Source organism: Shewanella sp. 1CM18E (assembly GCF_023161665.1).
In the GTDB taxonomy this organism is placed as follows: Bacteria; Pseudomonadota; Gammaproteobacteria; order Enterobacterales; family Shewanellaceae; genus Shewanella.
Genome location: NZ_JALNTW010000022.1, coordinates 1 through 23,013, shown reverse-complemented (window position 1 = coordinate 23,013; position 23,013 = coordinate 1). Strand labels below are relative to the sequence as shown.

The 23,013-nt window shown below is 42.9% G+C and carries 19 protein-coding genes and 1 riboswitch; of the genes, 5 read left to right on the top strand and 14 right to left on the bottom strand.

Features of this window, described 5'->3' with window-relative positions; genetic code table 11:
- Nucleotides 1-142: 142 nt before the first annotated feature.
- Nucleotides 143-394: a chemotaxis protein gene (locus MSG37_RS19650; protein ID WP_248472362.1), complete on the bottom strand. Its 252-nt coding sequence runs from the start codon at nt 392-394 to the stop codon at nt 143-145.
- A 230-nt stretch (nt 395-624) separates the two neighbouring features.
- On the opposite strand from MSG37_RS19650, the gene MSG37_RS19645 reads away from it, so the two are divergent.
- Nucleotides 625-1,011, top strand: a complete 387-nt coding sequence (locus MSG37_RS19645; protein WP_248472361.1) for a response regulator — start codon at nt 625-627, stop codon at nt 1,009-1,011.
- Between the two features lie 676 nt (nt 1,012-1,687).
- On the opposite strand, the gene thiH is transcribed toward MSG37_RS19645, so the two are convergent.
- The 7 genes from thiH to MSG37_RS19610 all read right to left on the bottom strand — a co-directional run bounded on the left by thiH (nt 1,688) and on the right by MSG37_RS19610 (nt 10,005).
- The gene (gene thiH / locus MSG37_RS19640; RefSeq protein WP_248472360.1) at nt 1,688-2,830 is read right to left on the bottom strand and encodes a 2-iminoacetate synthase ThiH; all 1,143 of its coding nucleotides are present in this window, start codon (nt 2,828-2,830) and stop codon (nt 1,688-1,690) included.
- Nucleotides 2,823-3,587, bottom strand: coding sequence for a thiazole synthase (locus tag MSG37_RS19635; RefSeq protein ID WP_248472359.1), 765 nt, complete (start codon nt 3,585-3,587; stop codon nt 2,823-2,825). The genes thiH and MSG37_RS19635 overlap by 8 nt, the downstream gene beginning before the upstream one ends.
- A 1-nt stretch (nt 3,588) precedes the next feature.
- The gene (thiS, locus tag MSG37_RS19630; RefSeq protein WP_248472358.1) at nt 3,589-3,804 is read right to left on the bottom strand and encodes a sulfur carrier protein ThiS; all 216 of its coding nucleotides are present in this window, start codon (nt 3,802-3,804) and stop codon (nt 3,589-3,591) included.
- 148 nt (nt 3,805-3,952) lie between these two features.
- Nucleotides 3,953-4,816, bottom strand: a complete 864-nt coding sequence (locus MSG37_RS19625) for a HesA/MoeB/ThiF family protein (RefSeq protein ID WP_248472357.1) — start codon at nt 4,814-4,816, stop codon at nt 3,953-3,955.
- A 2-nt stretch (nt 4,817-4,818) separates the two neighbouring features.
- Nucleotides 4,819-6,408: a thiamine phosphate synthase gene (gene thiE / locus MSG37_RS19620; protein ID WP_248472356.1), complete on the bottom strand. Its 1,590-nt coding sequence runs from the start codon at nt 6,406-6,408 to the stop codon at nt 4,819-4,821.
- Between the two features lie 2 nt (nt 6,409-6,410).
- Entirely contained in the window at nt 6,411-8,408 is a 1,998-nt protein-coding gene (thiC, locus tag MSG37_RS19615) for a phosphomethylpyrimidine synthase ThiC (RefSeq protein WP_248472355.1), read from the bottom strand.
- Between the two features lie 144 nt (nt 8,409-8,552).
- A riboswitch (TPP riboswitch) is annotated at nt 8,553-8,651 on the bottom strand.
- 205 nt (nt 8,652-8,856) lie between these two features.
- Nucleotides 8,857-10,005, bottom strand: coding sequence for a hypothetical protein (locus MSG37_RS19610; protein ID WP_248472354.1), 1,149 nt, complete (start codon nt 10,003-10,005; stop codon nt 8,857-8,859).
- Between the two features lie 279 nt (nt 10,006-10,284).
- On the opposite strand from MSG37_RS19610, the gene MSG37_RS19605 reads away from it, so the two are divergent.
- Nucleotides 10,285-10,980: a hemolysin III family protein gene (locus MSG37_RS19605; RefSeq protein ID WP_248472353.1), complete on the top strand. Its 696-nt coding sequence runs from the start codon at nt 10,285-10,287 to the stop codon at nt 10,978-10,980.
- Between the two features lie 116 nt (nt 10,981-11,096).
- Here the strand turns inward: MSG37_RS19605 and MSG37_RS19600 are convergent, their stop codons facing one another.
- The 5 genes from MSG37_RS19600 to def form a co-directional block, all read right to left on the bottom strand.
- The gene (locus MSG37_RS19600) at nt 11,097-11,612 is read right to left on the bottom strand and encodes a tRNA-uridine aminocarboxypropyltransferase (protein WP_248472352.1); all 516 of its coding nucleotides are present in this window, start codon (nt 11,610-11,612) and stop codon (nt 11,097-11,099) included.
- A 144-nt stretch (nt 11,613-11,756) separates the two neighbouring features.
- Nucleotides 11,757-15,113, bottom strand: a complete 3,357-nt coding sequence (locus MSG37_RS19595) for an error-prone DNA polymerase (protein WP_248472351.1) — start codon at nt 15,111-15,113, stop codon at nt 11,757-11,759.
- Entirely contained in the window at nt 15,113-16,759 is a 1,647-nt protein-coding gene (locus MSG37_RS19590) for a DNA polymerase Y family protein (RefSeq protein WP_248472350.1), read from the bottom strand. The genes MSG37_RS19595 and MSG37_RS19590 overlap by 1 nt, the downstream gene beginning before the upstream one ends.
- Nucleotides 16,760-16,798: 39 nt before the next feature.
- On the bottom strand, nt 16,799-17,887 hold the full coding sequence (locus MSG37_RS19585; protein WP_248472349.1) for a hypothetical protein: 1,089 nt from the start codon (nt 17,885-17,887) through the stop codon (nt 16,799-16,801).
- A gap of 274 nt (nt 17,888-18,161) precedes the next feature.
- On the bottom strand, nt 18,162-18,653 hold the full coding sequence (gene def / locus MSG37_RS19580) for a peptide deformylase (protein ID WP_248472348.1): 492 nt from the start codon (nt 18,651-18,653) through the stop codon (nt 18,162-18,164).
- Nucleotides 18,654-18,907: 254 nt separating this feature from the next.
- Between def and MSG37_RS19575 the strand changes: the two genes are divergently transcribed.
- Nucleotides 18,908-20,626, top strand: coding sequence for an MFS transporter (locus MSG37_RS19575; RefSeq protein WP_248472347.1), 1,719 nt, complete (start codon nt 18,908-18,910; stop codon nt 20,624-20,626).
- Between the two features lie 113 nt (nt 20,627-20,739).
- Here MSG37_RS19575 and MSG37_RS19570 read toward each other — a convergent pair whose 3' ends face one another.
- Entirely contained in the window at nt 20,740-21,411 is a 672-nt protein-coding gene (locus tag MSG37_RS19570; protein WP_248472346.1) for a hypothetical protein, read from the bottom strand.
- Between the two features lie 211 nt (nt 21,412-21,622).
- Here MSG37_RS19570 and MSG37_RS19565 point away from each other — a divergent pair, with 211 nt between their 5' ends.
- Both MSG37_RS19565 and MSG37_RS19560 read left to right on the top strand, forming a co-directional pair.
- Complete coding sequence (locus MSG37_RS19565; RefSeq protein WP_248472345.1) at nt 21,623-21,976, top strand: methylated-DNA--[protein]-cysteine S-methyltransferase; 354 nt, start codon at nt 21,623-21,625, stop codon at nt 21,974-21,976.
- 113 nt (nt 21,977-22,089) lie between these two features.
- Nucleotides 22,090-22,863 (top strand): DUF3108 domain-containing protein, encoded by a 774-nt coding sequence (locus MSG37_RS19560; RefSeq protein WP_248472396.1) that lies wholly within the window; start codon nt 22,090-22,092, stop codon nt 22,861-22,863.
- The last annotated feature ends 150 nt before the right edge of the window (nt 22,864-23,013 follow it).

Below are 23,013 nucleotides of genomic sequence, written 5' to 3'. Positions count from 1 at the left end.
GTAAAACACCATCCTAATGTGATTAAGTTTGGTTATTAGCCACATCCCAATGATAGAACCAGTTACACTTTTACATGCATAAAAAAACGCATCTAAAATGCGTTTAATATTGATACCTTAATCAAGCGTTTGTATAGCTCACTTACACCTTTATATCGATCAAACTACCAATCATATCCGATGATGTTTGAATAACCTCTGCAGATGCTTGAGCATGAATAACAGCCTGATTGGCATCAACTAATGCCTCAACCGCACTTGTCCCCGCTGAACTCACACTGGTACCACTTGCAGATTGGCTGGCACCTGCCACATCAATTGTAGCTTGGGTTAAATCAGACTGTGCTGACTGAAAACCATTTTGTCCTGAAATAATACTTGGTGGGATCTGCATAGCATCACCTTTAAAAGTTACTATAAGTGATTAAATTATCTTCTAAACTCTATTCGATGTACAGAAAATTCAAAACAAACATACACATATTAGCTCAATCTATTCCGCTGTAGACTACAATAAATACAGTGTTAATTTCCGCGCAATAAATAGCCTTTAATATAAGAAAATGATAGCCTTATCGTATAAAAATAACGCTATAAAACTGATACGTTGAAGAGGGTCGCTAAATGGATAAAGTACGAATTCTGGTCGTTGACGATGATCCTTTCTGCTCAAGCCTATTATTATCAATCCTAGGCGATGACTATCAAGTAACCACGGTCAATTCAGGTTTAGACGTTATAGATATTTCTACGGTTCAAAAGCCAGACTGTATATTTTTAGATATCATGATGCCTGATAAAAATGGCTATCAGGTACTCAAAGATCTAAAAGATAACCCGCTAACCACCGAAATTCCTGTCGTTATTGTCAGCGGTTTAGCTGAAGATTCTGACCAAGATCTCGGTCTTAGGTTAGGTGCCAGCGGCTATATTGCTAAACCTATCAACCCAGCAGAAGTGTTTAGGGTACTAAAAGAATGCAAATGTAATACTGCTTTTACATCAAAATAGTCACTCGCGTTATGTTAAGGTGTGGCTCCCTATTGCAACCACTTATTGTTTTAATCACTGAGAAATAGTGGGGATTGAAACAATTAGTCTCGCTTATCTTGTTTTTTTATAGGCGTTTTATCAAATATAAAAAAGTAAGAGGCAAAGACTCCAGCTATGGTAAGAACCGCAATAAGTATAGTTTCCAGCATAATAGCTAACCTCTTTTTACTGTTTAGATCTCAATACTCATTATGTAAGCATTGACGAGTATTACAATTGCTGTAGTTGATAGTGGCTATTGTTAATATTGCTCTCTTTAAGAGTGTGCAGGTTTAATCGAACTATCATTAGCAGAATAAGTATTAGCAAAAATTAGTGCTGAATGCCACTACCGTAAAACGTCTTGTTGCAACTTTTACACTGCATTTTTATCGGTAATGGCTGTAGCCCTAACAAGCTTAAAATACCCAAGCCCACTGGAAAACTGATTAAGTTTGGTAAAAACCTAAATCTCACTTTTACCTGTTTGCTCTGGCAATAACGGCACTGGCAAAATAGGTTCAACTCCATTTTCTTTTGTAGTGAATTCATCCTTGTTTTACCTCGACTTTTTACTTCCTTGTTATAACACTATCATTAAACTTAATTGCTAAAAAGCTAGCTAAACAATAGATAACTGACCGATAGCTAATCGCTACCACACCATTTCCCAGTCTTTCCATACAGGATTCAATCCGCGTTCAAGCATAGCTTTAGCGACCAGTTGCGGCGAGCGCTCATCGCTAATTTCAAACTGATCGAGCTCAGTATTTGGCTCAACATAACCACCAGGTTGAGTAGAGCTACCAGCACTTACGTTTGTCACCCCAAGTGCAAATAAGTTATCCCGTAGTGTTGGCGTTTCTCTAGTCGACAAACTGATTTCAAGCTGTTGATTAAAAAGCCTAAACGCACAGATCATTTGCACTAAGCCTTTATCTGTAAGCTCAACTTTTGGCGCCACGCCGCCAGTGCAAGGCCTAAGTCTCGGCAAAGAAATACTGTAGCGACTTCGCCAGTAGGTTTTTTCTAAATAAGCTAAGTGATGGCCCATTAGTAATGCATCTAGACGCCAATCATCAAGACCTAGTAATACTCCCAGGCCAATTTTATCAACGCCAGCTCGCGCTACGCGATCCGGTGATTCAAGCCGATAAGCAAAGTCACTTTTTTTACCACGAGTATGGTGCTCGCCATAAGTCAGTGGATTATAGGTTTCTTGATATAGCATCACTGCATCAAGCCCTTCTGCTACAAGCTCCTTATAATCTTGCTCCTCTAGCGGCTGCACTTCCATAGCTACATGGCTAAACTCTTTACGTATAAGTGGCAGCATTTGCTTAAAATAAGGCACACCCACTTTGGTTTCATGTTCACCGGATACCAGCAAAATTGAGTCATAGCCCATGGCTTTTATCGGCCGAATTTCATCGCGAATTTCATTTTCAGATAGGGTCTTACGCTTGATTTTATTGCTCATGGTAAAACCGCAATAATCACATTCATTCGCGCAAAGATTCGATAGATAGAGCGGAATATACATGCCAATACTCGCGCCAAAACGTTGCCTTGTAAGGGAAACTGACTGCTGCGCCATCTGCTCTAAATATGGCTCTGCGGCAGGTGATAATAGCGCCAATAGACTATCTAAATCGCCAGCTGGTCGCTGCAAAGCACGCTCAACATCTTCGCCCGTAGTCGAATAAAGCCTGAGCTTAAGCTCTGCTTGCGACAGTTGTTTAAATACATCAACAAAACTTTTTTGTGTATTTGCCACTTTGTCTTCAGCGTTATTCATTCAAAAAACCTGTCAATGGGCTGGTATGCTGAGCTTGTTGACTCACAAGCCCTAATCCTGCCATATAAGCTTGCCTACCTGTATTAACGGCTTGGGCAAAGCATTGCCCCATTGCAATAGGATCGGCACTACTTGCAATTGCGGTATTCACCAACACAGCATCAGCGCCCAACTCCATCGCATGGGTCGCCTGCGAGGGTGCACCAATACCGGCATCAACAATCACTGGCACCTTGGCTTGCTCAATAATGATTTTCAAGAATGTTTCAGTGGCCAAACCTTGATTAGAGCCAATAGGACTGCCCAGCGGCATGACTGCTGCACAGCCAACCTCTTCAAGGCGACGACACAGCACTGGATCGGCATGCACATAAGGCAGCACCACATAGCCTTGCTCACATAAAATTCGCGCAGCTTCTAAAGTCTCAATAGGATCTGGCATCAGATATTTGGGGTCGGGATGAATTTCAAGCTTTACCCAGTTTGTACCTAACATTTCACGCGCTAAATGAGCCGCAAAAACCGCTTCCTTTACGTTTCTCGCCCCTGCTGTGTTAGGCAGTAGTTTTACGCCACTATCAAGCAGCGGTTGTAATATATTATCGCTACCAGTATTTAAATCGAGGCGTTTTACGGCCAAGGTCACTAACTGAGACTGAGAGGCTTTTATCGCTGCCAGCATGGTTTTAGGCTGAGCGAATTTACCAGTACCGGTAAATAATCGTGATTCAAATTGATGATCCGCTATGGTTAACATATCAGCCTCCGGCTACCACTGAAAACAGTTCTAATTTATCGTTCGCTTGGCATTGAGTCTGTTGCCAAGTCGCTCTAGGCACTACGCTACCGTTTACCGCAACGGCGATAGTCGCTAACGTTATGCCCTTTTCTGAGCCGTACGCTTCTAGTACGTTATATAAACAAGTTTCAAATTCAACTTGTTCGATTTCATCGTTAATAAAAATGTTAATCATCGCTGAGCCTTTACCTTCTCATTGATTATGTCTAGCTACATTATTGTTTGCGTCACTCACGCTGCCTAAGGGCAGTAAGCTATTTAAGCTGTTTGAATTACTTAAACAATTTGAGTTATTTCGGTTGCTTGCGTCACTATTTTCCGTGTTAGCCATTAACACACTCATGCTTGCTGAGCTCATGGCCACACACCAAGCAGCTATCATCCCGTATAAGCGTTAATTGCCGCCAACTAAATTGTTTGCCATCAAACCGATATAAATTGCCCACTAACTCGTTATTTCCCAGTAATAGCTGCAGAGCTAACAAGCTCTGCATAGATGCAAGCGTGCCAACCATAGGTCCTAATACACCAACGGTTTGACAAGTTTGATTGACCTGCATATCTGCAGGGAATAAGCAGTGATAGCAGCCACTATCTGGGCGAGCCTGTTGCTCTACACATAAAAGTTGGCCTTGAAAGTGCGCCGCGGATGCCGAAACTAAGGCAATTTTGTGCTCAACAGCAATGCGATTAACCAAGTGACGTGTACTGAAGTTATCACTGCAATCTAACAACAGATCATATTGGCCTTGAGCGCCAAATATTAGCTGAAAATTGTCATGGCTTAAGTGTTCATCCACAGCACGAACTTGAGTATTGGTATAGGCAATACTTAACTTAGTTTTCGCCACTTGTGCTTTATTAAGACCAAGATCCTGATCGCTAAATAACAGCTGACGCGGTAAGTTTGAGACTTCTACCTTATCGCCATCCACCAGCGTAATATTGCCGACACCTGCAGCAGCAAGATATTGCGCAACTAAATTACCTAACCCGCCCACGCCAATCACGATGACATGAGCATTAGCAAATTGGAGTTGACCAATTTCGCCCACTTCAGCTAGCAGCACTTGGCGTGAGTAACGTAAAAAATCACTATCGCTTAGCGCTGCAGTAGTCCTTTTGGCTTTGGCGCTACTCTTAACCTCAGTGCTGCTGTTATCTGCAGTTATCTCTGCCTTAACCACTATTACGCCTCCACCAGCCAAGCAGCTGTTAGTGCTTTAAATGCAGCTTGCGGGTCTTGTGCCTCAGTTAATGCACGCACCACGGCAATATCGTCAACTTGCGTTGCTTTAACACTGGCAAGGTTTGACGCATCAATCCCACCAATTGCCACTATGGGTAATGTCCCTTTCATCAACGACACGTAGCGAGCTAACTTTGTTAAGCCTTGAGGCTTTGATGGCATAACCTTAGTTGTTGTCGGGAAGATATGGCCGAACGCGATATAAGATGGCTTGTGCTGATAAGCTAACAAGATCTCAAAGTAGCTATGGCTAGACAGCCCTAGTGCCAGCTTTGCAGCGCGCAGCTGCTCTAAGTTGCTGGCAATGAGATCTTCTTGACCTAAATGCACCCCATAAGCTTGATGCTTAATGGCCAATTGCCAGTGATCATTAATAAATACTCGCGCCTTGTAATCACGGCCAAGTGAAATAGCCTGAATAATGCTTTGCTCAAGTGTCGGCTCACTAGGATCCTTTACCCTTAACTGGATTGTTTTAGCACCCGATTTGAGTAAAATTTCGAGCATTTCAACATCAGCAACCACTGGGTAAAGCCCCAATGGCTCATCAATCTGCTTAAAACGGCTTTGACTGACGGCATCGTCACTCGAACTAAGTGACACAGGTTTAAGATCACTTGCAGTAATGGCTTTAATGGATGGAAAATTGCTTAAATCTTTAGGCCAAGCCGTTCTAGCCAAGCAGCCTGGGCCTCGACCAACTTGATAACTGGCCTTAAGCCCAGCATTAACATAAGCCTTCGCGACCACGACAGCATCATTAAGCACAAAGCCATGAGCCATTACAGCTGCAATTGCCGAAGATAATGTGCAGCCTGTACCGTGATTATTATCGGTATCAACGCGCTGACTTGATAGCCAAAAGCTTTGCCATTGATGTTTATCAGAAATCCCATCAACATCGGTGCAAACCAGTAAATCGTTCGCTTGTTGATGACACCAAGCTGGCCCATTATCACCACCTTTTGCTAGCACTGAAGTATTTAAGGTTGCAGATAATTTCTTAGCGGCAGCAATGCACGCATCAACGTTCGTAAGCTCAGTTGCAGCAAGTACAGCCAATTCACTCACATTTGGCGTGATTAACGTTATTAACCCTTTTAGCGGGGTAAAGTCTAAGCCAGCACCATTTGCTAGCGCATCACCACAGGTAGCCACCATGACGGGATCTAAAATAACCGGCACGTTTTTGCCTGATTGCAACCAATTTGCTTGCTCAGCAGTTAACCATTTAGCTAACAGATTTATTTGTGCCTGATCGGCAAGCAAGCCAACTTTTATCGCTGCAGGCGGCAAATCACTGGCTAAAGTATCAAGTTGAGATTGCAGCATTGGGTTTGAAACTGATTCAACCAATGCCACAGTAACCGAGCTTTGCGCCGTTACCGCAGTAATAACACTGCAAGCGTGGGCTTCAAGATCTGACATAGTAGACAGATCAGCTTGAATACCCGCACCACCGCCACTATCTGAGCCCGCAATAGTCCAAACAATTGGACGATTCACAGATAACGCATCTGGGTTTGCCATGGTTAATCCTCTAGTGCTACATCAGGCTGTTTATGGCTTGCTTCATGGTAAAGTTCAGCGCCTTTAGCTTTAAACTCAGCAGACATTTGCGCCATTCCTTGAGCCTTTTCAGCAGCAAGCTTTGAGCTTTCTATAGCCCCATAGGATTCATACTCAGCAGCAGATTTGATATCAATCGCTTTTGACTCAGCATCTCTCTCCTGAGCTGCGGCATAATCGCGTACTTCTTGGGTAATTTTCATCGAGCAAAACTTAGGGCCACACATAGAGCAAAAATGAGCCACTTTTGCCGACTCTTGCGGTAGTGATTCATCGTGATAAGCACGGGCAGTTTCAGGATCTAAACCTAGGTTGTATTGGTCCTCCCAGCGGAACTCAAAACGCGCCTTTGATAGCGCGTTATCGCGAATTTGTGCGCTTGGGTGGCCTTTTGCCACATCACCTGCATGAGCAGCAATCTTGTAGGCAATCAATCCTTGTTTAACATCTTCTTTGTTTGGCAGGCCTAAATGCTCTTTAGGCGTGACATAACACAGCATTGCGCAGCCATACCAAGCAATCATTGCCGCGCCAATACCTGAGGTAAAATGATCGTAACCTGGCGCAATATCGGTCGTTTGCGGGCCTAAGGTGTAGAACGGCGCCTCATCACAAGCCTCAAGCTGTTTATCCATATTCTCTTTAATAAGATTCATTGGAATATGACCCGGACCTTCAATAATGGTCTGCACGTCATATTCCCAAGCAATTTTCACCAGCTCGCCTAAGGTTTCTAGCTCAGAGAATTGCGCTTCATCATTGGCATCGGCAATTGATCCCGGGCGCATACCATCCCCTAATGACAGCGAAACATCATAAGCTGCGCAGATCTCACAGATCTCTCTGAAGTTTTCATAAAGAAAATTTTCTTTATGGTGCGATAAACACCACTTCGCCATGATAGAGCCACCACGCGACACAATGCCGGTCAAGCGTTTAGCCGTCATCGGCACATAACGCAGCAAGACGCCGGCATGAATCGTAAAGTAATCGACGCCCTGCTCGGCCTGTTCAATTAACGTATCGCGGAATGTTTCCCAGTTAAGATCTTCAGCAACGCCATTCACTTTCTCTAGCGCTTGATAGATAGGAACCGTACCAATAGGTACCGGAGAGTTACGAATGATCCATTCCCGGGTCTCGTGAATATAACGACCGGTAGATAAGTCCATTACCGTGTCTGCCCCCCAACGGGTAGACCAAACGAGCTTTTCAACTTCTTCTTCAATCGATGAGGTCACTGCTGAGTTACCGATATTGGCATTTACTTTCACCAAAAAGTTACGCCCGATAATCATTGGCTCAGCTTCAGGGTGGTTAATATTCAGCGGGATAATCGCGCGGCCGCGGGCGATTTCTTGTCTTACAAACTCTGGAGTGATCGGCTCACCAATCACTGCACCAAAGCTTTCACCTTTATCTTTTTGGGTAAGAATGGGATCTGTGACTTCAGATTTGGCCATGTTTTCACGGATGGCAATGTATTCCATCTCTGGGGTGATGATACCTTGGCGAGCGTAATGCAACTGGGTAACACGCTTGCCCTCTTTTGCACGGCGTGGCGGTAATAAAGACTCAAAACGTAAGTGATCTAAACCATCATCGGCAAGACGTTGCTGAGTAAAACCTGAGCTTGCTCCTTGTAATTGCTCAGTGTCGCCGCGCTCTTCAATCCAATTTTCACGAAATTTTTCAAGACCTTTACGCACATCAATCTCTGCATCAGGATCTGAATAAGCACCAGCGCAGTCATACACTTTTAATGGTGGATTAGCTTCAAAAACAGGGTTTTGTTCATCACCACCAATCAAGGTATCGGCTTGGTGGATTTGGCGCATACCGACTTTAAGATCCGTACGGCTGCCTTCAAGATAGATCTTTTCTGAATTAGGGTGCTGTAGTGGTTTTAGGTTATCAATAAACTGTTGTGCTTGAGCACGGGTTTCGCGACGATTTGACATTAGCAAACTCACTTTTTGTAAGAAATGAAGTTGCTTGCCAGGAGAAAATGAGAATGTGAAAAGTTGAACATATAACAGGTGATAAAACACCAGTTACACGTAACCACCGAAATGCTGCTTTTGCTTATTATAAAGTCATTTTATGCAGTTATTTCGCTTGTTTCCTTCGCAGGTTCTAGCCTGATCAGGTTCAACGGATCCCGAATTAACGGTCTCAGCCATATGGCACTCCGACAAGATGAACTGGCAGTATAGACCTATCCGCAGGTAAGATACAAGAGCTTAAAAAGTTATTAGACCAGAAGTTGATAACAAAAATTTTGTTCTTCAACTAACTGAAATTTAATAACTAAAATTAAATTCACCACAAAATTTGTCTACTAACGCGAATATTAATCAGTCAACTATGTCCAATAAACCTTGCTTATTAGTATTCTAAATTTACACGTTAACGGCTTATCATTCGCTGCTCTAGCCGTTTATCTATACTCTCATTCATCGCTTTTTTGACTTTATCTTCTCCGCAATTAAACCAATATCCAAGGTTTTCTGCATAGGGGTTAATTTGGTTGCCATTTTTGACAACCCGGTAGCAATCATCACCGTGTTTTACAACTCTATTAGGGTCTAATCTATGCTGAGTGGTGATAATTTTACTGTACTCATCCTCCTGTAAAAATATCAGCTCTTGCATATCGCCATCCATTTCGCTTAATGAGCGTTTTTGAGTATATTGGGCTGCACTGTTTGCCACTAATTCATCGAGCTGATTCACTCGCTGTCGCTGCAAATAAGACTGGGTATAGCCACTGGTAACTGAGGTATGATTTAAGTTGTTACTTTGGATTTTATCTGTTTTATATTCAGCGGTTTCAGTCGCTTTTTCAGGCTGAATCTCTTTAATTTTATCATGCATTTTCGGTGCTAAATCCTCTGCAGGTTTAGTATCTGGCTTAGCTTTTATTGTAGAGGCCTGTTTCGTTGATGCCACTGTAACATTGTCTACTGTGTTAACCCTTTCAAGCTCGTCTGCTTCAGCTTTAATTGTTTTTTCAGTCTCCATTTCAATTTGTGAGTGTTCAGTCTGTAAAATGGTTTTATCTAAAGGTGCAACGTACAAGTAAGATTGTATCGCTGCTACGGACTCTTTTGGCTTGGTTTGCTCAGAGACATTCCAAAAATAATTAACCAACACAATCAAAATAATATGCAGTAGTAATACCGCAATAAGCGTCCAAAATATTCGTGCCTGGGTAAGTGCTGAGTAAAAGCCTGAATTGCCGCAAGCACTAACAGGACTTTTGCGATGACTATGGCTATCACTGTGACTATTGGGAATTGCGTCTAATAAGTTCGCAACAAACGGGCTATGGGGAAAAAGCTCGGTTTGAATACTAGCATCTGTCGAATTGATGGCATTAATGCGATTAACGCCATAAAATACCGTTATCAGCTTATCGTCATTATCAAGTGCGTTTTCACTACGATTATGCGCTGTAAATATACCAGCTTGCTTTGAATTGCTTAGGCTGTTTTCTCCTAGGCCATTTTGACGGTTATTTTTGCAAGCTGGGTTACAGCTAGTGTGGTCTGACATTCCTTGTGTACATCCTTGAGTTATCCCTATTGCTGTTTTAAATCCTATTTAGCACTATGTATTTGCTATTGTTACTGGCTCTAAACGTTATATAGCCGGAGTCTCTCATTTAACGATAGTTTAGAACAAACTTATTAATATAAGTTCCCTACCGCGAATGAGGAGTTATGAGTTATCACAAAAAATTTTAGCGTACACGTGTTAGCTAAAGCGATAGCTTTTCAAATCAAAGCTGTTACACTGCCCCTAATTGTGGTCTAACCAGAAGTCTTTTATACGATGGCAGTAGAGCAAGCGACAGTATCAAACAAGCAAACACCTCAAGTAGCAGCGAAGCAGATCACTCAAGCGAGTTACTGCGCTAAAGAAGAATTGGCCAACAGTATTAGCCATGGTCTTGGCGTCGCGATTGGTATTATTGGGCTACTTTTGTGCTTGCTAAAAGGATATGACCACCTTAGCTTTGTTCAATTAACAGGTGTGGTGGTTTACTGCGCGAGCTTCATCTTATTATTTCTTTGCTCTACCCTTTATCACAGCGCCACATCACCGCTTTTAAAGCACAGATTGAAGATTGCCGATCACTGCGCGATTTACCTTTTGATTGCAGGCACTTATACGCCTTTAATGCTTATCACACTCACAAGTAGTGATGCAGATTGGGTTTTGATAGCCATTTGGTCACTCGCGATTGGCGGAGTGCTATTTAAAACCTTGTTTATTGGCCGCTTTAAGGTGTTCAGCTTAATTTTGTACCTTGTTATGGGTTGGCTATGCGTGACAGTGATGCAAGACTTAATCGCCAATATGTCAGATCTAGGGTTTTATTTGCTTTTAGGTGGCGGGTTATTTTATAGCTTAGGGGTAATATTTTACGTAGCAAAGAAGATCCCGTTTAATCACGCTATTTGGCATCTGTTTGTATTAGCCGGCGCAGTGTGTCACTTCTTGTGTATCTATCTTACTGTGATTTAACGGTATGAATTTAACGGTATTAGCACTTGGTCGATTGGCATCATCAAGCCTAATGCTGCGTCCATCAAAGGCTCATTCGAGAATAAGGCGCTACCAGCGCCTTATTAATAGTTAACTTACTGGCAGAAACGCTGAAACTCTTCCTGTAAACATTGAGCCTCTGCGTTCATATTAGCTTGTTTAAACAGCTCAATAATGCATTCCACAGTACATAACCCGCCTTCCACTTGATTACGGCGCAAAGTAAATTCTGATTTAGTGGTTTCCGTAAGGCAATAACGCGCTGCGGCCTTTAAATAAGGGCTTTGACGCAGCATTTTTCGTGCCTCTTGCCATGTCGCATCTATGATGACTAATGTTTCCGGTAACTGTTTCAGCTCTCTTTGCTGCGTCAGCACATCGTCTGTATTTTCTAACGATACTTCTGTTGCTAAGGTCTCGGTAGAAAGAGTCTCTTTTGGGAACAAAATCGCAGTATCTGCTAAAGCCAATTTATCAAGTAATAAGGGTGATGGTGTCACCCGAGACCAAATAATGCGCTGACAATAATCACCTGCATACTGCAGCGCAATATTGCCGGTATTGGTAGCTCGAGTCGCTTCGCGCTCATGAGTTAAAAGGATAATTTGCAACGGTATGACTCTTAAATAAATTACGGCCGCAGTATATACCTAAAGCGCTGATGTCCCAAAGCTTCATCTAACCAGCCCTTTTTTACTCAACATGACAATGAAGCTTAATCATAAAAATCATGGCCAGACTCACTAGGTTAATACTTAGTGAAAATCACGGGAACGAACAGACAATTTATCAAGTTCGTGAGAAATATCTTCGAGTTTTCCGGCAACCACATGAGTCACTCCAGATTGCCGCTCTAACACACCACTGACTTTCATAATCTTTGAAACTAAATACGCTTGTCGCTGCGATCGAGCCGTTGCGCTCCACACTACAAGATTAACATTTCCGGTTTCATCTTCTAATGTAATAAAAGTCACGCCTGATGCAGTACTTGGCCGCTGCCGACCAACAACTAATCCAGCAACTGTAACAACTTGACCACTACGACACCCCTCAAGCGCTTCTGCAGTGATGCAGTTATGCAAGCAAGAGCGAGCTAAACGAGATCTTGCTCTAAGCATTGCCATCGGGTGCTCGCCTAGTGTCATGCCTGTATAAGCATAATCTGCTTGCATCGACTCTGCAGCCGTAGGTGGTGCCAGCTTAGGAGTCGACTCTCGTTCAACCTGGATATGCTTAATCGTGTGCGCTCGTTGCTTAGAGCCATCTTGTATTAACTCGCTATTAGGTGATTGATGCGATTTATCTTGAGCACCTTTTACTCTATCCAGTTGATTAAGCTCATCCTCTGCAAAAAGAGGTAAACTTTGCTGACAAGCCGACAACTGCCAACGAACTTGGTGCCTATGCCCTGCAAGGGTTACAAACGCATTCGCACTCGCCAAGGTTTCAAGTTCATGGCAAGCAATCCCTAGTTGATAGATCTGCTCAAGCTGATGAAATCCCTGTTTAGGCCTTACCTCTACAAGGCGAGCACACTCTTTTTGATTGAGTCCTTTTACTAATCTAAAGCCTAAACGTAACTGCTGCTCACCATGTTCATTAGACTCTAAGGTATGCTGCCACTGACTTTGATTAACACACACCGGCAAAACATTTACCCCATGGCGTTTCACATCTTGAATTAACTGTGATGGGCTATAAAACCCCATTGGCTGACTATTTAATAAAGCGCAGCAAAATGCCGCCGGATAGTGATATTTCAAATACGCTGAAACATAAGCAAGTAGCGCAAAACTTGCAGAATGTGACTCAGGAAAACCATACTCGCCGAAACCTTTTATTTGCCGGTAAATTTGCTCGGCAAACTCTGTTGAATACCCCCGACTTTGCATACCGTTTAACAGCTTAGTTTCAAACTGTTGCAGCTCACCAGAACGTTTCCAACTGGCCATTGCTCGCCTTAATTTATCGGCTTCGCCGCCGGAAAATCCTGCTGCGACCATAGCTAATTGAATCACTTGCTCCTGAAAAATCGGCACCCCCATAGTGCGAGATAATACCGCTTCAACTTCAGCACTTGGGTAACTTACCTGTTCTAAGCCGTCTCGACGCCTTAAGTAAGGATGCACCATATCACCTTGGATAGGGCCCGGACGAACAATCGCTATTTGCACCACTAAATCGTAATAACACTTAGGTTTAAGCCTTGGCAGCATTGAGGTTTGTGCCCTTGACTCCACTTGAAATACGCCAATGCTGTCGCCTCGTTGCAACATTTGGTACACCTCGGCTTGCTCCCAACAAATATCCGCCATTGAAAATGGTTTAACTTGCTGAGTTTGGTAAGGCTCTAAACTATTATCTAAGCTATGACGGTTTTGCAGTGAAAGATTATCGTAAGTTTGGTTTTGAGTATTGGACTGTGCCTGAGTCTGAGAGTGGGTCTGAGTAATAAGCTCAAAACATTTTCGAATAGCTGTTAGCATGCCTAAAGCCAACACATCGACTTTCAGCAAGCCTAAGCTTTCTAAATCGTCTTTATCCCACTGAATAACCGTCCTATCTGCCATTGCAGCATTCTCAACTGGCACTAACTCACTTAATGGCCCAGATGAAATAATAAATCCGCCCACATGCTGAGACAAATGCCGCGGAAAACCTAAGATCTCCTGCACCAAGGGCAATAAATACTGACCAATTCCCTCTTTTGGCACCAAGCCTTTAGCCTCTAACTGACTTAGCCAATCAAACTCACTATCGCGCCTATCGACACTGTGCAGTATATGCTCAATATGTTGCCTATCAATGCCAAGCGCTTTGCCCACATCACCCATGGCACTTTTGAAACGATAGCTAATCACCGTAGCAGCAAGGGCTGCGCGCTCACGGCCATACTTGCTATAGATATATTGGATGATCTCTTCACGGCGCTCATGCTCAAAATCCACATCAATATCAGGCGGCTCATCACGCTCTTTTGACACAAAACGTTCAAAAAGCATATTGACTTTGGTTGGGTCAACTTCGGTGATCCCCAAGCAATAACACACCACAGAGTTTGCGGCAGAGCCGCGGCCTTGATGCAAAATATGTTGTGATTTAGCAAACTGAACTATGTCGTAAATGGTTAAAAAGAAATACTCGTACTGCATATCTTTAATTAACTGCAGCTCTTTTACATATTGCAGTTTAACGGCTTTAGGCACCTCATTATTAAAACGCCAAGTAGCCCCTTTTTCGACTTCTTGGGCTAAATACTCACTCGCAGTTAAATGACTAGGAACCACTTCACTTGGGTATTCATATCTCAACTCATCTAAACTAAATTCACACTGTTTTGCTATCACTAAGCTGTTATCAATCCAAGCCTTAGAATAACGCTTAGCAATGGCATTTAACGGTTTTAATGCCGTTTCAGTGTTCGCAAGTAACAGCGCTCCAGCATGCTCTAATTGCGTGCCATAACGGATGCAAGTCAACACATCTTGCAGCTTTTGTCGCTGCTCACAATGCATGCGTACATTACCCGCTGCCACGCATTCAATCTGTAAATGCTCTGCGAGTTTTTGCCATAATTGCAGCTTTAATGCTTCACCAGCCAGCAAGCTCCGCTCCATGAGCAAATAGCAACGATTAGCAAATGCTGAAACTAACGCCAAACCAACTGTCAAACACTGCGCTTGATATGCCTGTAACTGATCTTCGATCTGCACTCTTGTATCTAGCTCAGGCTCAAGAGGCTGCGGCTTCCACAATAAAATACACTCATCTAACCCATCTAAAAGCTCAGTAAATTGCAGTTGATAAGCGCCTTTTTCTGCTCGACGACGCGAAGAGGTTATAAGCTGACTAATCTGTCCGTAACCTTTGCGATTTTTAGCTAAGAATACGAATACACCTTCAGCTAAACGAAACTCCGCACCAACCAATAAGCGGATTTGATGCTTCTTAGCCGCTTCATGGGCTTTTACTATGCCTGCAAACGAACATTCGTCTGTAATCGCAATTGCGCTGTAACCAAGTTTCGCCGCTTGCTCCACCAGCTCATGAGGGTGAGAAGCGCCTCTTAAAAAACTGTAGTTTGAAATAGCGTGTAGCTCTGCGTACATTAACCAAACCATCCGTGCAGATAAAAACCACCTTGCTCTTGATAAACCCAGCACAGGCCGCCATCAACATGGCTAGCAATATAATAGTCACGACAATAACTGGCTTGTTGCCACCAGTGAGTTTGTAATCGCTCAGGCCCCTTTAACAGTTCAAACTCTGTTGTTGCTATTGCCTCTGGCTGAGCAAGTAGCCAAAAAGGTCGGCAAGCCCCCAGCGCCAATCTATGTTTTTGCTGCTTAGTTTGTATCTTGCCAATACTGCTAAGTGCTGTACTTTGCCAACAATGCTCAGGTAAGTGCTCAGATACTGAGGTGATCCCTTTAACTTTATCGCTGCCAAGCCGTGCTTGTAAGCTCGATAGCAAGTATCGACCAGCATCGTTTTTCCCAGCTTTTGTATGAGTTAATAAATGAGTTTGCCCTTGAGTGATTGGCGCAAATTTATTGGCATAAATACATAGTTCAACAACAGGCTGATATAAGGTTACGCGCTCAAGTTGCATACGACATAAACTAAGCAGTTCGGCGCTTCTATGTTCAGCGAAAGGGTAGTAAATTGTCAGTTCTAAAGGCGCTAGCTCTCGGTCTCGATAGCCTAAACTTAAGGTCAGTGTTTGCAGTGCCCACTGGCGCTGCACTAAATAACCGGCGAGCTCATCTAGCATTCGCCTTAGCGGGAAGATAATTCCCGGCATGGATTCAACTTCATAGAGCAAGGTTAGCTTTTGCTGATAATGACTTGCAGGTTCAAAATACGACATTGGTTGGGGTAATTTGCCACTGATCTTAGCCAATAATTGCAGTAAGGGTTGACCGAAGCGCTGACCAAGATCTTTTTCGGGTAATGCGGTTAACATAGATAACGTATGCAACCCCATATTGGTAAATGCCTCGGATAAATAGTTGGATACCGGTAAAGCCTGAATGGGCAGAGTATCTAGCAACAAACTATTATGTTCATGTTGTAAATAACGGCTTTGCAGCTCCGCTTGATGTTCAAACTCTGATACTTGCTCATTACGCTGATAACCTTGCTCAAACGATGCCTTATTCAAGCTATGAGACAATGAAATAAATCGCGGTGCTTGTAACGCTAAAAGCTGAGCTGCTAGCGGTGTTTCAGCAATAGCAAGCTGTACGTCTAGCCCAAGTGCTAACGCCTTTTGTCCATATTGCTGAGCCAGGTTGTCAATGCCATCAAACACTAAGCCCATGGAGCTAACTTCTAATACTAAACAGTCATCAACAAACTCATTCACAGAGAACTTGCCTGCTTTTTTTACCAAGCTTTGGTTCAATACCGCACTGTCATTAGTCAGTTCTTGCTTGGCATATTGAGCCGCTAGCGAGCAATGCAGCGGCGCAACTCGGGCGCTAAACCCATAACTCCACTGACAGAGCCAGTCAGAAGCTTGTTGAGTCACATGAGCGTCAAATTCTATCAGTACCACTTCAGCTAATAAGCTTTGCGCAGTGCTAATACTCATGCCACGGCGAATTCCTGATTGTGTTGCACTATGATCACAGGCTAATACCTGTAATGACTTAGGTTCAAATAGCACACAGCCATCAATAGATTGCTGTTGATGTAAATACCTAAGGTATTGAAATGCCCATTGGGGATAATAAGCTGCAAGCCATAACATGTTGGTTTTCTCGGCAGTTCTTGTTCAGTTAGCGCTGAATCAATTAGGCGCTGAATGGATAGCGTTATTGACAATACTGAGTTTGAACGTCTGCTCTATTTGCAGATCTTTATCGGTTAATCTTCTGTGAGACGCAACATCTACTAACGCTTCTGCCGCTAATCTAGGTGTTAAATAGTTAGCCGTCCCAAGCAAACTTTCTTTTAAATGCGGTGGCAGTAACGACAAACTAAATGCTTTACTCGGCCAGCCACCACGACGCTTAATAATGTTAATGCTGCTATCGCCACAGCGCTCCACAGCCCGAATAGTATTGGCACTATTAGCATTGACTCTCTTTTTAGCCAGGATCTGATCTTGAGAAAAGAGTTGCTTGTTAGACGTTACTTTAGTGCTCATTTGCTTACGGCGGAAAAATGAGCGTTTAAGGGTTAAGCGTAAATTAACCGGATGTGAGTTATCCGCCAACTTGCTCGGTAAATATAATAGACACAATGCTTGGCCTTTTTCCGCGGCCAGTTGCAGTCGTCTCGACTCAGTAATGGATAGATAACCCAGCCATGCCAATACCAAAGGTACAGCGCCACTACTCAATGCTTGTTCTATGGCCCATAACTGCTCTTTTCTGTCGCTGCTATCAATCCAAATTAAACGTTCAACTTCAATTCCTTGTAGTTCAAGCGCTTGAGGGTTGGGAATATAGGGCGGTGCAACCAGCATGACTAATGACTCTGCATGGTTTGTATGATCTGCATCTGTCTTGCTAACTTCAGAGTGCTGCTCTGAAGCAAGCGTTTGCGATACAAGACGTTGACCAATCAATTGCTGTAATAAAGGCAATACCAGCGTTAATTCACCTTGGCCGGGATTATCGTATAAACATTCACATACACCTTGTTTAGGCCAGCCATTATCAGCCAAGTGCTTATTAAGTAGCGAAAAACCGGTGCAATATGCCTCGTTCTGATGCTGCCATTGCTCGCCTAACCAGAGATCTTGTCGCTCAAGTAAATTAGCTAGCGGCGGTTTTACTGTTAACCCACTGCTTGAACACTGATTAGCTTGCTGACTGGCAGCAATACTTGCCTCCTTTAATTCATCTACTGTTAACGCTTTGGCGTAGCTCATCTTATGCACCTAATTTCGTCAATCAGCTGCTCACCTTTCATTTGTCACTTAGCATTACTTTGCTTAAGACTAGTTGCTTAAAAATAGCTGTGAACTAGGCGAACATATTCAACGAACCAACAAATACTGTATAAAAACACAGTATAGTTATCTTTTATTAGATCGCAAGTGATCTTAACTGCAAAAAAAAGCGCTCCTCTATAAGAGGAGCGCTTAATTGATTAATTTAGCATCGCGTTATTAACGAATGAAATAACCCGACTAAGTTAATAACTTACTTGTATTTTTTTACTTTCTTCAATGCAACTTGTTGCTTCAGCATAGAAAGATGATCAGTAAACACGATACCGTTAAGGTGATCCATTTCGTGTTGCAGAACAATCGCTAAGAATTCGTCAGTATCGATCTCAAACGCTTTACCTTCACGATCAAGCGCTGTGACTTTAACCCCTTCGTGACGATTAACCTTAGCGCGGTAACCTGGGATAGATAAACAGCCCTCTTCACCTTGGTATTGACCACGTGACTCAACGATTTCAGGGTTAATCAGCACCATAGGTTGATCGCGTTCTTCAGATAAATCGATAACTAAAATAGCATGCAAACTACCCACTTGAGTTGCCGCTAGGCCGATACCATCATCGGTGTCATACATAGTTTCAATTAGATCGTCGATAAAACCTTGCACAGATTCAATATCTGTTACCGGCACAGCTTTACGCTTCAAGCGCTCATCGGGGATCGTTAAGATGTCTAACACTGCCATACTTTTATCACACTAATGTTAACTAAAAAATTCGCGCTATTATGACCGAATCATCAATAAAGGCAATCTCGACTTATATTTAAAGTCAGCAATCCCTCTACTGGAGGGCTTATTAACGCAGTAATCGACGAATTTCAGCCCTATAAAATCACCATATCTGCCTACTAAAGCGTTTCTATTTTGCACAATTTGCTCCACTTTTTATTAACATGTGATAGCATAAATCAAAATGTATAAAATATACGGAAAATAATATGACCTCTGCAGGACGCACTGCGCTGCCCCCTACATTCTTCGTTGCCAATACAATGGAGATCTTTGAACGCCTAGCCTGGTATGGTTTTTTCGCCCTATCATCTTTATATATGACCTCACCACAAAACCAAGGTGGATTAGGTTTTTCAGAGCAAGAACGCGGCCTACTACAAGGTATGATCCCTTTCTTCCTCTACCTATTCCCGGTATTAACCGGTGCGCTCGCAGATAGGTATGGTTACCGAAAAATGTTTTTAGTTGCCTATGCCATTATGTGTCCGAGTTATTATCTACTCGGCCAAGTTGATACCTTTATGGGATTCTTTGTCGCTTTTATGGGGGTTGCTGTTGGCGCGGCCTGCTTTAAACCTGTCGTCACAGGCACTGTAGCTCGCACAACCGATGAAACCAATCGTGGTTTAGGTTTTGGCATTTTCTATATGATGGTTAATATCGGCGGATTCTTAGGGCCTTTCATCGCCGGCTATGTAAGAGCCATTAGCTGGGACTGGGTATTTATTATGTCGGCTTTTTGGATAGCAGTTAACTTTATTCCGGCCTATTTCTTTTATAAAGAGCCTACAGATCAGAGCCAACAAAAAGGCAAGCCGCTTAAAGCGGTATTTCAAGATATCCAAGAAGTACTGGGTAATGCTCGCTTTGCCATTTTATTCTTCGGCACGTTAGTGATTTTGATGTCTTATGGTGCTAAATGGATAACGGGTGAAACCACATTAATCATTTATGCCATTTGGTTCGCGGCACATATTATTTGGGATAAACTGGCTTCGACTCACAAGCAAGCTCCTTGGTACGCCCAAAAGATCAGTCTAGGCAATAAGCCCTTTGTGATTTACTTACTGATCTTATCTGGCATGTGGATGGTGTATCAGCAGATATTTATCACGCTACCTATCTATATTCGTGACTTTGTAGATACAAGCGATCTAGTATTAATGCTTGCGCCTTACCCTGATCTACTGCAATTTTTTGCACCTGTTGATGTTAATTTACTGCAAACAGAACTGACTCGCCTTGCAAGTGAAGTGACGAGCGGCACACTAAACGCCAAGCAGGCCTACTTTGAACTGGTGCACACTAAAGTGATGGTACCAACCACTGAAATAAGCCAAGCATTAACCGCAATAGCGCAAACACCAACAATTGCGGCGCAGTACGCACAAACTTGGGCTGTTGAGTATCGACAAGTTAATCCTGAATACCTTATTGGGCTGAACTTCTTATCCATTGTGGTCATGCAATTGATGATCAGTCGTTTTGTAGAGCGTTTCCAAGCGCTACCCGTTTTGGTTGGCGGCACCATTATTCTGGCTCTTGGCACAGCTATTGGCGGTATTGCCCACGGCGCAATTATGGGCGGTGCTATGGTGCTGACCTCTATTTTAGTCTTCTCAATTGGCGAAATGGTTGCTTCACCAAAAAGCCAAGAATACGTAGCAAGCTTTGCACCTAATGATAAAAAAGCCATGTTTATGGGCTACTATTTTGTCTCTTCTGCTATTGGCTTTTTATTAGCGGGGCCTTTATCGGGCTATTTATATTCTGAAGTTGCTAAAGGCGCTGATAGACCCGACCTTATGTGGTACATCATAGGTGCGTTAGGCCTATTAACGGCGTTAGGTTTAGTGCTATTTCATAAGTTTGGTACCACACCACAAGCTGAGGATAACGAGCTTGAGCTGGCTGAAGTCAATTAGAGGTATAAGCTCCACACAGAACTGATGTAGGTGCTACCCCCCAACAAAAAGCCCATATTGCTTATCAATATGGGCTTTAAAATATAGCTAACATCAAACTTACAGCAGAGAAATTAGAACTGCGAACGGATAGCAAATACCCACTGGGTATCTTCGTTTTCAATTTGCTCTAATTTTTCCCAGTCATATTGGTAGCGAATCACCCAAGACCACTGCGGATTAATTTGATAACCCAGTGCTAACCAGCTTTTGGCATCATAACGCTCAACACCATCAATACCGGCGTTACCTTGCAAGTAAAACTCACTGTACCAATGCTCGGTCATCGGCTTTAACACAGTCATGCTAGCATTCGCTGCCGTGCTATCTTTATAGCGCTTAACCGCTAAATGGTTAACAGCAAGCTCGGTAAAGACTTGCGTAGCAAACCAACCTTGGTGCTCGGTCATTAAACCCATTTGGTATTGATAGTGGCTTGATTTACCTTGTGGAGTATCTGTTTTACCGTGATCAACAGAGGCTCTAAAATTAACGTTACTGGCTGAATACAAATAACCTAAATGCCATTTATCACCATCAACATTAGTATTAGCTGAAAACTTTTGATGACTGGTTGCGAAACTACCACCGACTTTAAATGTATCGTCATCAAAACCAATATACAGCGAGTCATTTAAATTCAATGGGTCGGCAATATGGCGAAAGTCACCAGCAAAAGCTGGCGTCGACACTGCAGAGAGTAATAACAAAGACCCGATAACAGGACGTAAAGCCTTTACTGACATTATATATACCGTGAAAAAGGCGCTATTATTACTTTAGCGCTAACTGTCAGCAAGAGCTTTTACCTTATATTACAAGTGCGTAACCAATGAGGAACAGCAGAGATTTTAATTAACAGTTGCAACGCAGGATCGGCATTTTAGGCATACATATTTATTAGACTGTTGATCTCAATATTATTAGAACTTACCGTAATGCGAGGAGGTAAGCCTTATGCAACAAACCAGTAAACCTTCCCCGATGACACAAATTTGGCATATTGTGTCTATGATCCCAGAAGGAAAAGTATGCTCCTACGGTAAAGTCGCTGACTTAGCAGGTCTTCCAGGTAGAGCGCGTTATGTATCTAAAGCCTTAAAGGCTGCACCTAATGAACTAAAATTACCTTGGCACAGAGTGATTAACAGCCAAGGTAAAATATCGTTTGCCGAGCATAGTGAACCCTTTATTGAACAGATGCAGCGGCTGCGTAGTGAAGAGATCATTGTTAACCGCGGTAAAATAAAACTATCAGAATATGAATGGCGCCCCGATATGGCAACCTTAGTCTTGTCAATGCCGTTTTAACGAACAGACATGAGGCTATTTACATGATTAATTCTCTAGCTTTTCCAAAGGAGTGGCCTTTGCTTAAAACACTTTCATCAAAACAGCTATTACCGCAAAAATTAGTGGCACTCTTGGCGCTTGGTTTTCTATTAACCAGTCACAACAGCGCAGCCAACACCACAGCACTTACGCCACATATGGCAGAGTACGAAGTCTATTACGGCAGCATAGAACTTGGCCGAGCGCGTTATATTCTAGAAGCACCTGAGGGAAACCTATTTAAATATCGATTTGACAGTGATATTGGCCTATTAATGCTGTCGGACAAACGCCATATTCGCAGTGAATTCAGCTTAGAGGAAAACAACCACCTTGTACCTATGCGCTACTCCGTTGAGCGTACAGGCACAGGCCCAAGCTTTCGTGAACAAGCGGCTTTTGCCAAAGCACAAAATGTGGTGCATAGCCGCTATAAAGATGAGCGTGCAAAATTCCCTTACGATACAGAATTGTTTGACCCTCTAATGGTGCAGCTACAATTTAGGCTCGATATGGAAGCCAATAAAGACGCATTGCATTACAGCATGGTTAAAGAAGGCGAAATCGATGACTATGATTTTAAAATCGTGGGGAAAGAGCGCGTTAATATCGACAGCGGCAGCTATCAAACCGTTAAGTTTGAAGTGGTACGTGATAGTAAAAAGCGACAGACATTCTTTTGGATGGCACCGGATTTAAGCTACTTGCCTATTCGGTTATCTCATTTTGAAAAAGGCAGTAAACAATTAGATATTAAGCTGCTGAATTATCGATTTGAAGCAACGACTCCAACAGAGCAAGCACTAAACAATGAGGCTGCTCCAAAGCTTGAGAGTGATAATCTTGAAAGTAACAAACAAGGCTAATCTACTACAGCTAAGCTAACTAAGAAATCGAGTCGCTTTCGAGCTTAGAAGCAAATCATAAAAGTCGATTATAAAAGTAAAAGATCCACCTTCTGAAGAAGGTGGCTTTGATATAACTCCCTAAAAGGGAGCTTTCCTGCCGTGCGTTAA

What these genes read in the sequence shown, in the direction of transcription:
- thiH (WP_248472360.1), bottom strand. Translation starts at nt 2,830, where the DNA reads ATGAATAACGCTGAAGACAAAGTGGCAAATACACAAAAAAGTTTTGTT.
- MSG37_RS19610 (WP_248472354.1), bottom strand. Translation starts at nt 10,005, where the DNA reads ATGTCAGACCACACTAGCTGTAACCCAGCTTGCAAAAATAACCGTCAA.
- MSG37_RS19595 (WP_248472351.1), bottom strand. Translation starts at nt 15,113, where the DNA reads ATGTACGCAGAGCTACACGCTATTTCAAACTACAGTTTTTTAAGAGGC.
- MSG37_RS19605 (WP_248472353.1), top strand. Translation starts at nt 10,285, where the DNA reads ATGGCAGTAGAGCAAGCGACAGTATCAAACAAGCAAACACCTCAAGTA.
- MSG37_RS19650 (WP_248472362.1), bottom strand. Translation starts at nt 394, where the DNA reads ATGCAGATCCCACCAAGTATTATTTCAGGACAAAATGGTTTTCAGTCA.
- MSG37_RS19635 (WP_248472359.1), bottom strand. Translation starts at nt 3,587, where the DNA reads ATGTTAACCATAGCGGATCATCAATTTGAATCACGATTATTTACCGGT.
- thiS (WP_248472358.1), bottom strand. Translation starts at nt 3,804, where the DNA reads ATGATTAACATTTTTATTAACGATGAAATCGAACAAGTTGAATTTGAA.
- thiE (WP_248472356.1), bottom strand. Translation starts at nt 6,408, where the DNA reads ATGGCAAACCCAGATGCGTTATCTGTGAATCGTCCAATTGTTTGGACT.
- MSG37_RS19585 (WP_248472349.1), bottom strand. Translation starts at nt 17,887, where the DNA reads ATGAGCTACGCCAAAGCGTTAACAGTAGATGAATTAAAGGAGGCAAGT.
- MSG37_RS19645 (WP_248472361.1), top strand. Translation starts at nt 625, where the DNA reads ATGGATAAAGTACGAATTCTGGTCGTTGACGATGATCCTTTCTGCTCA.
- MSG37_RS19570 (WP_248472346.1), bottom strand. Translation starts at nt 21,411, where the DNA reads ATGTCAGTAAAGGCTTTACGTCCTGTTATCGGGTCTTTGTTATTACTC.
- thiC (WP_248472355.1), bottom strand. Translation starts at nt 8,408, where the DNA reads ATGTCAAATCGTCGCGAAACCCGTGCTCAAGCACAACAGTTTATTGAT.
- MSG37_RS19565 (WP_248472345.1), top strand. Translation starts at nt 21,623, where the DNA reads ATGCAACAAACCAGTAAACCTTCCCCGATGACACAAATTTGGCATATT.
- MSG37_RS19575 (WP_248472347.1), top strand. Translation starts at nt 18,908, where the DNA reads ATGACCTCTGCAGGACGCACTGCGCTGCCCCCTACATTCTTCGTTGCC.
- MSG37_RS19590 (WP_248472350.1), bottom strand. Translation starts at nt 16,759, where the DNA reads ATGTTATGGCTTGCAGCTTATTATCCCCAATGGGCATTTCAATACCTT.
- def (WP_248472348.1), bottom strand. Translation starts at nt 18,653, where the DNA reads ATGGCAGTGTTAGACATCTTAACGATCCCCGATGAGCGCTTGAAGCGT.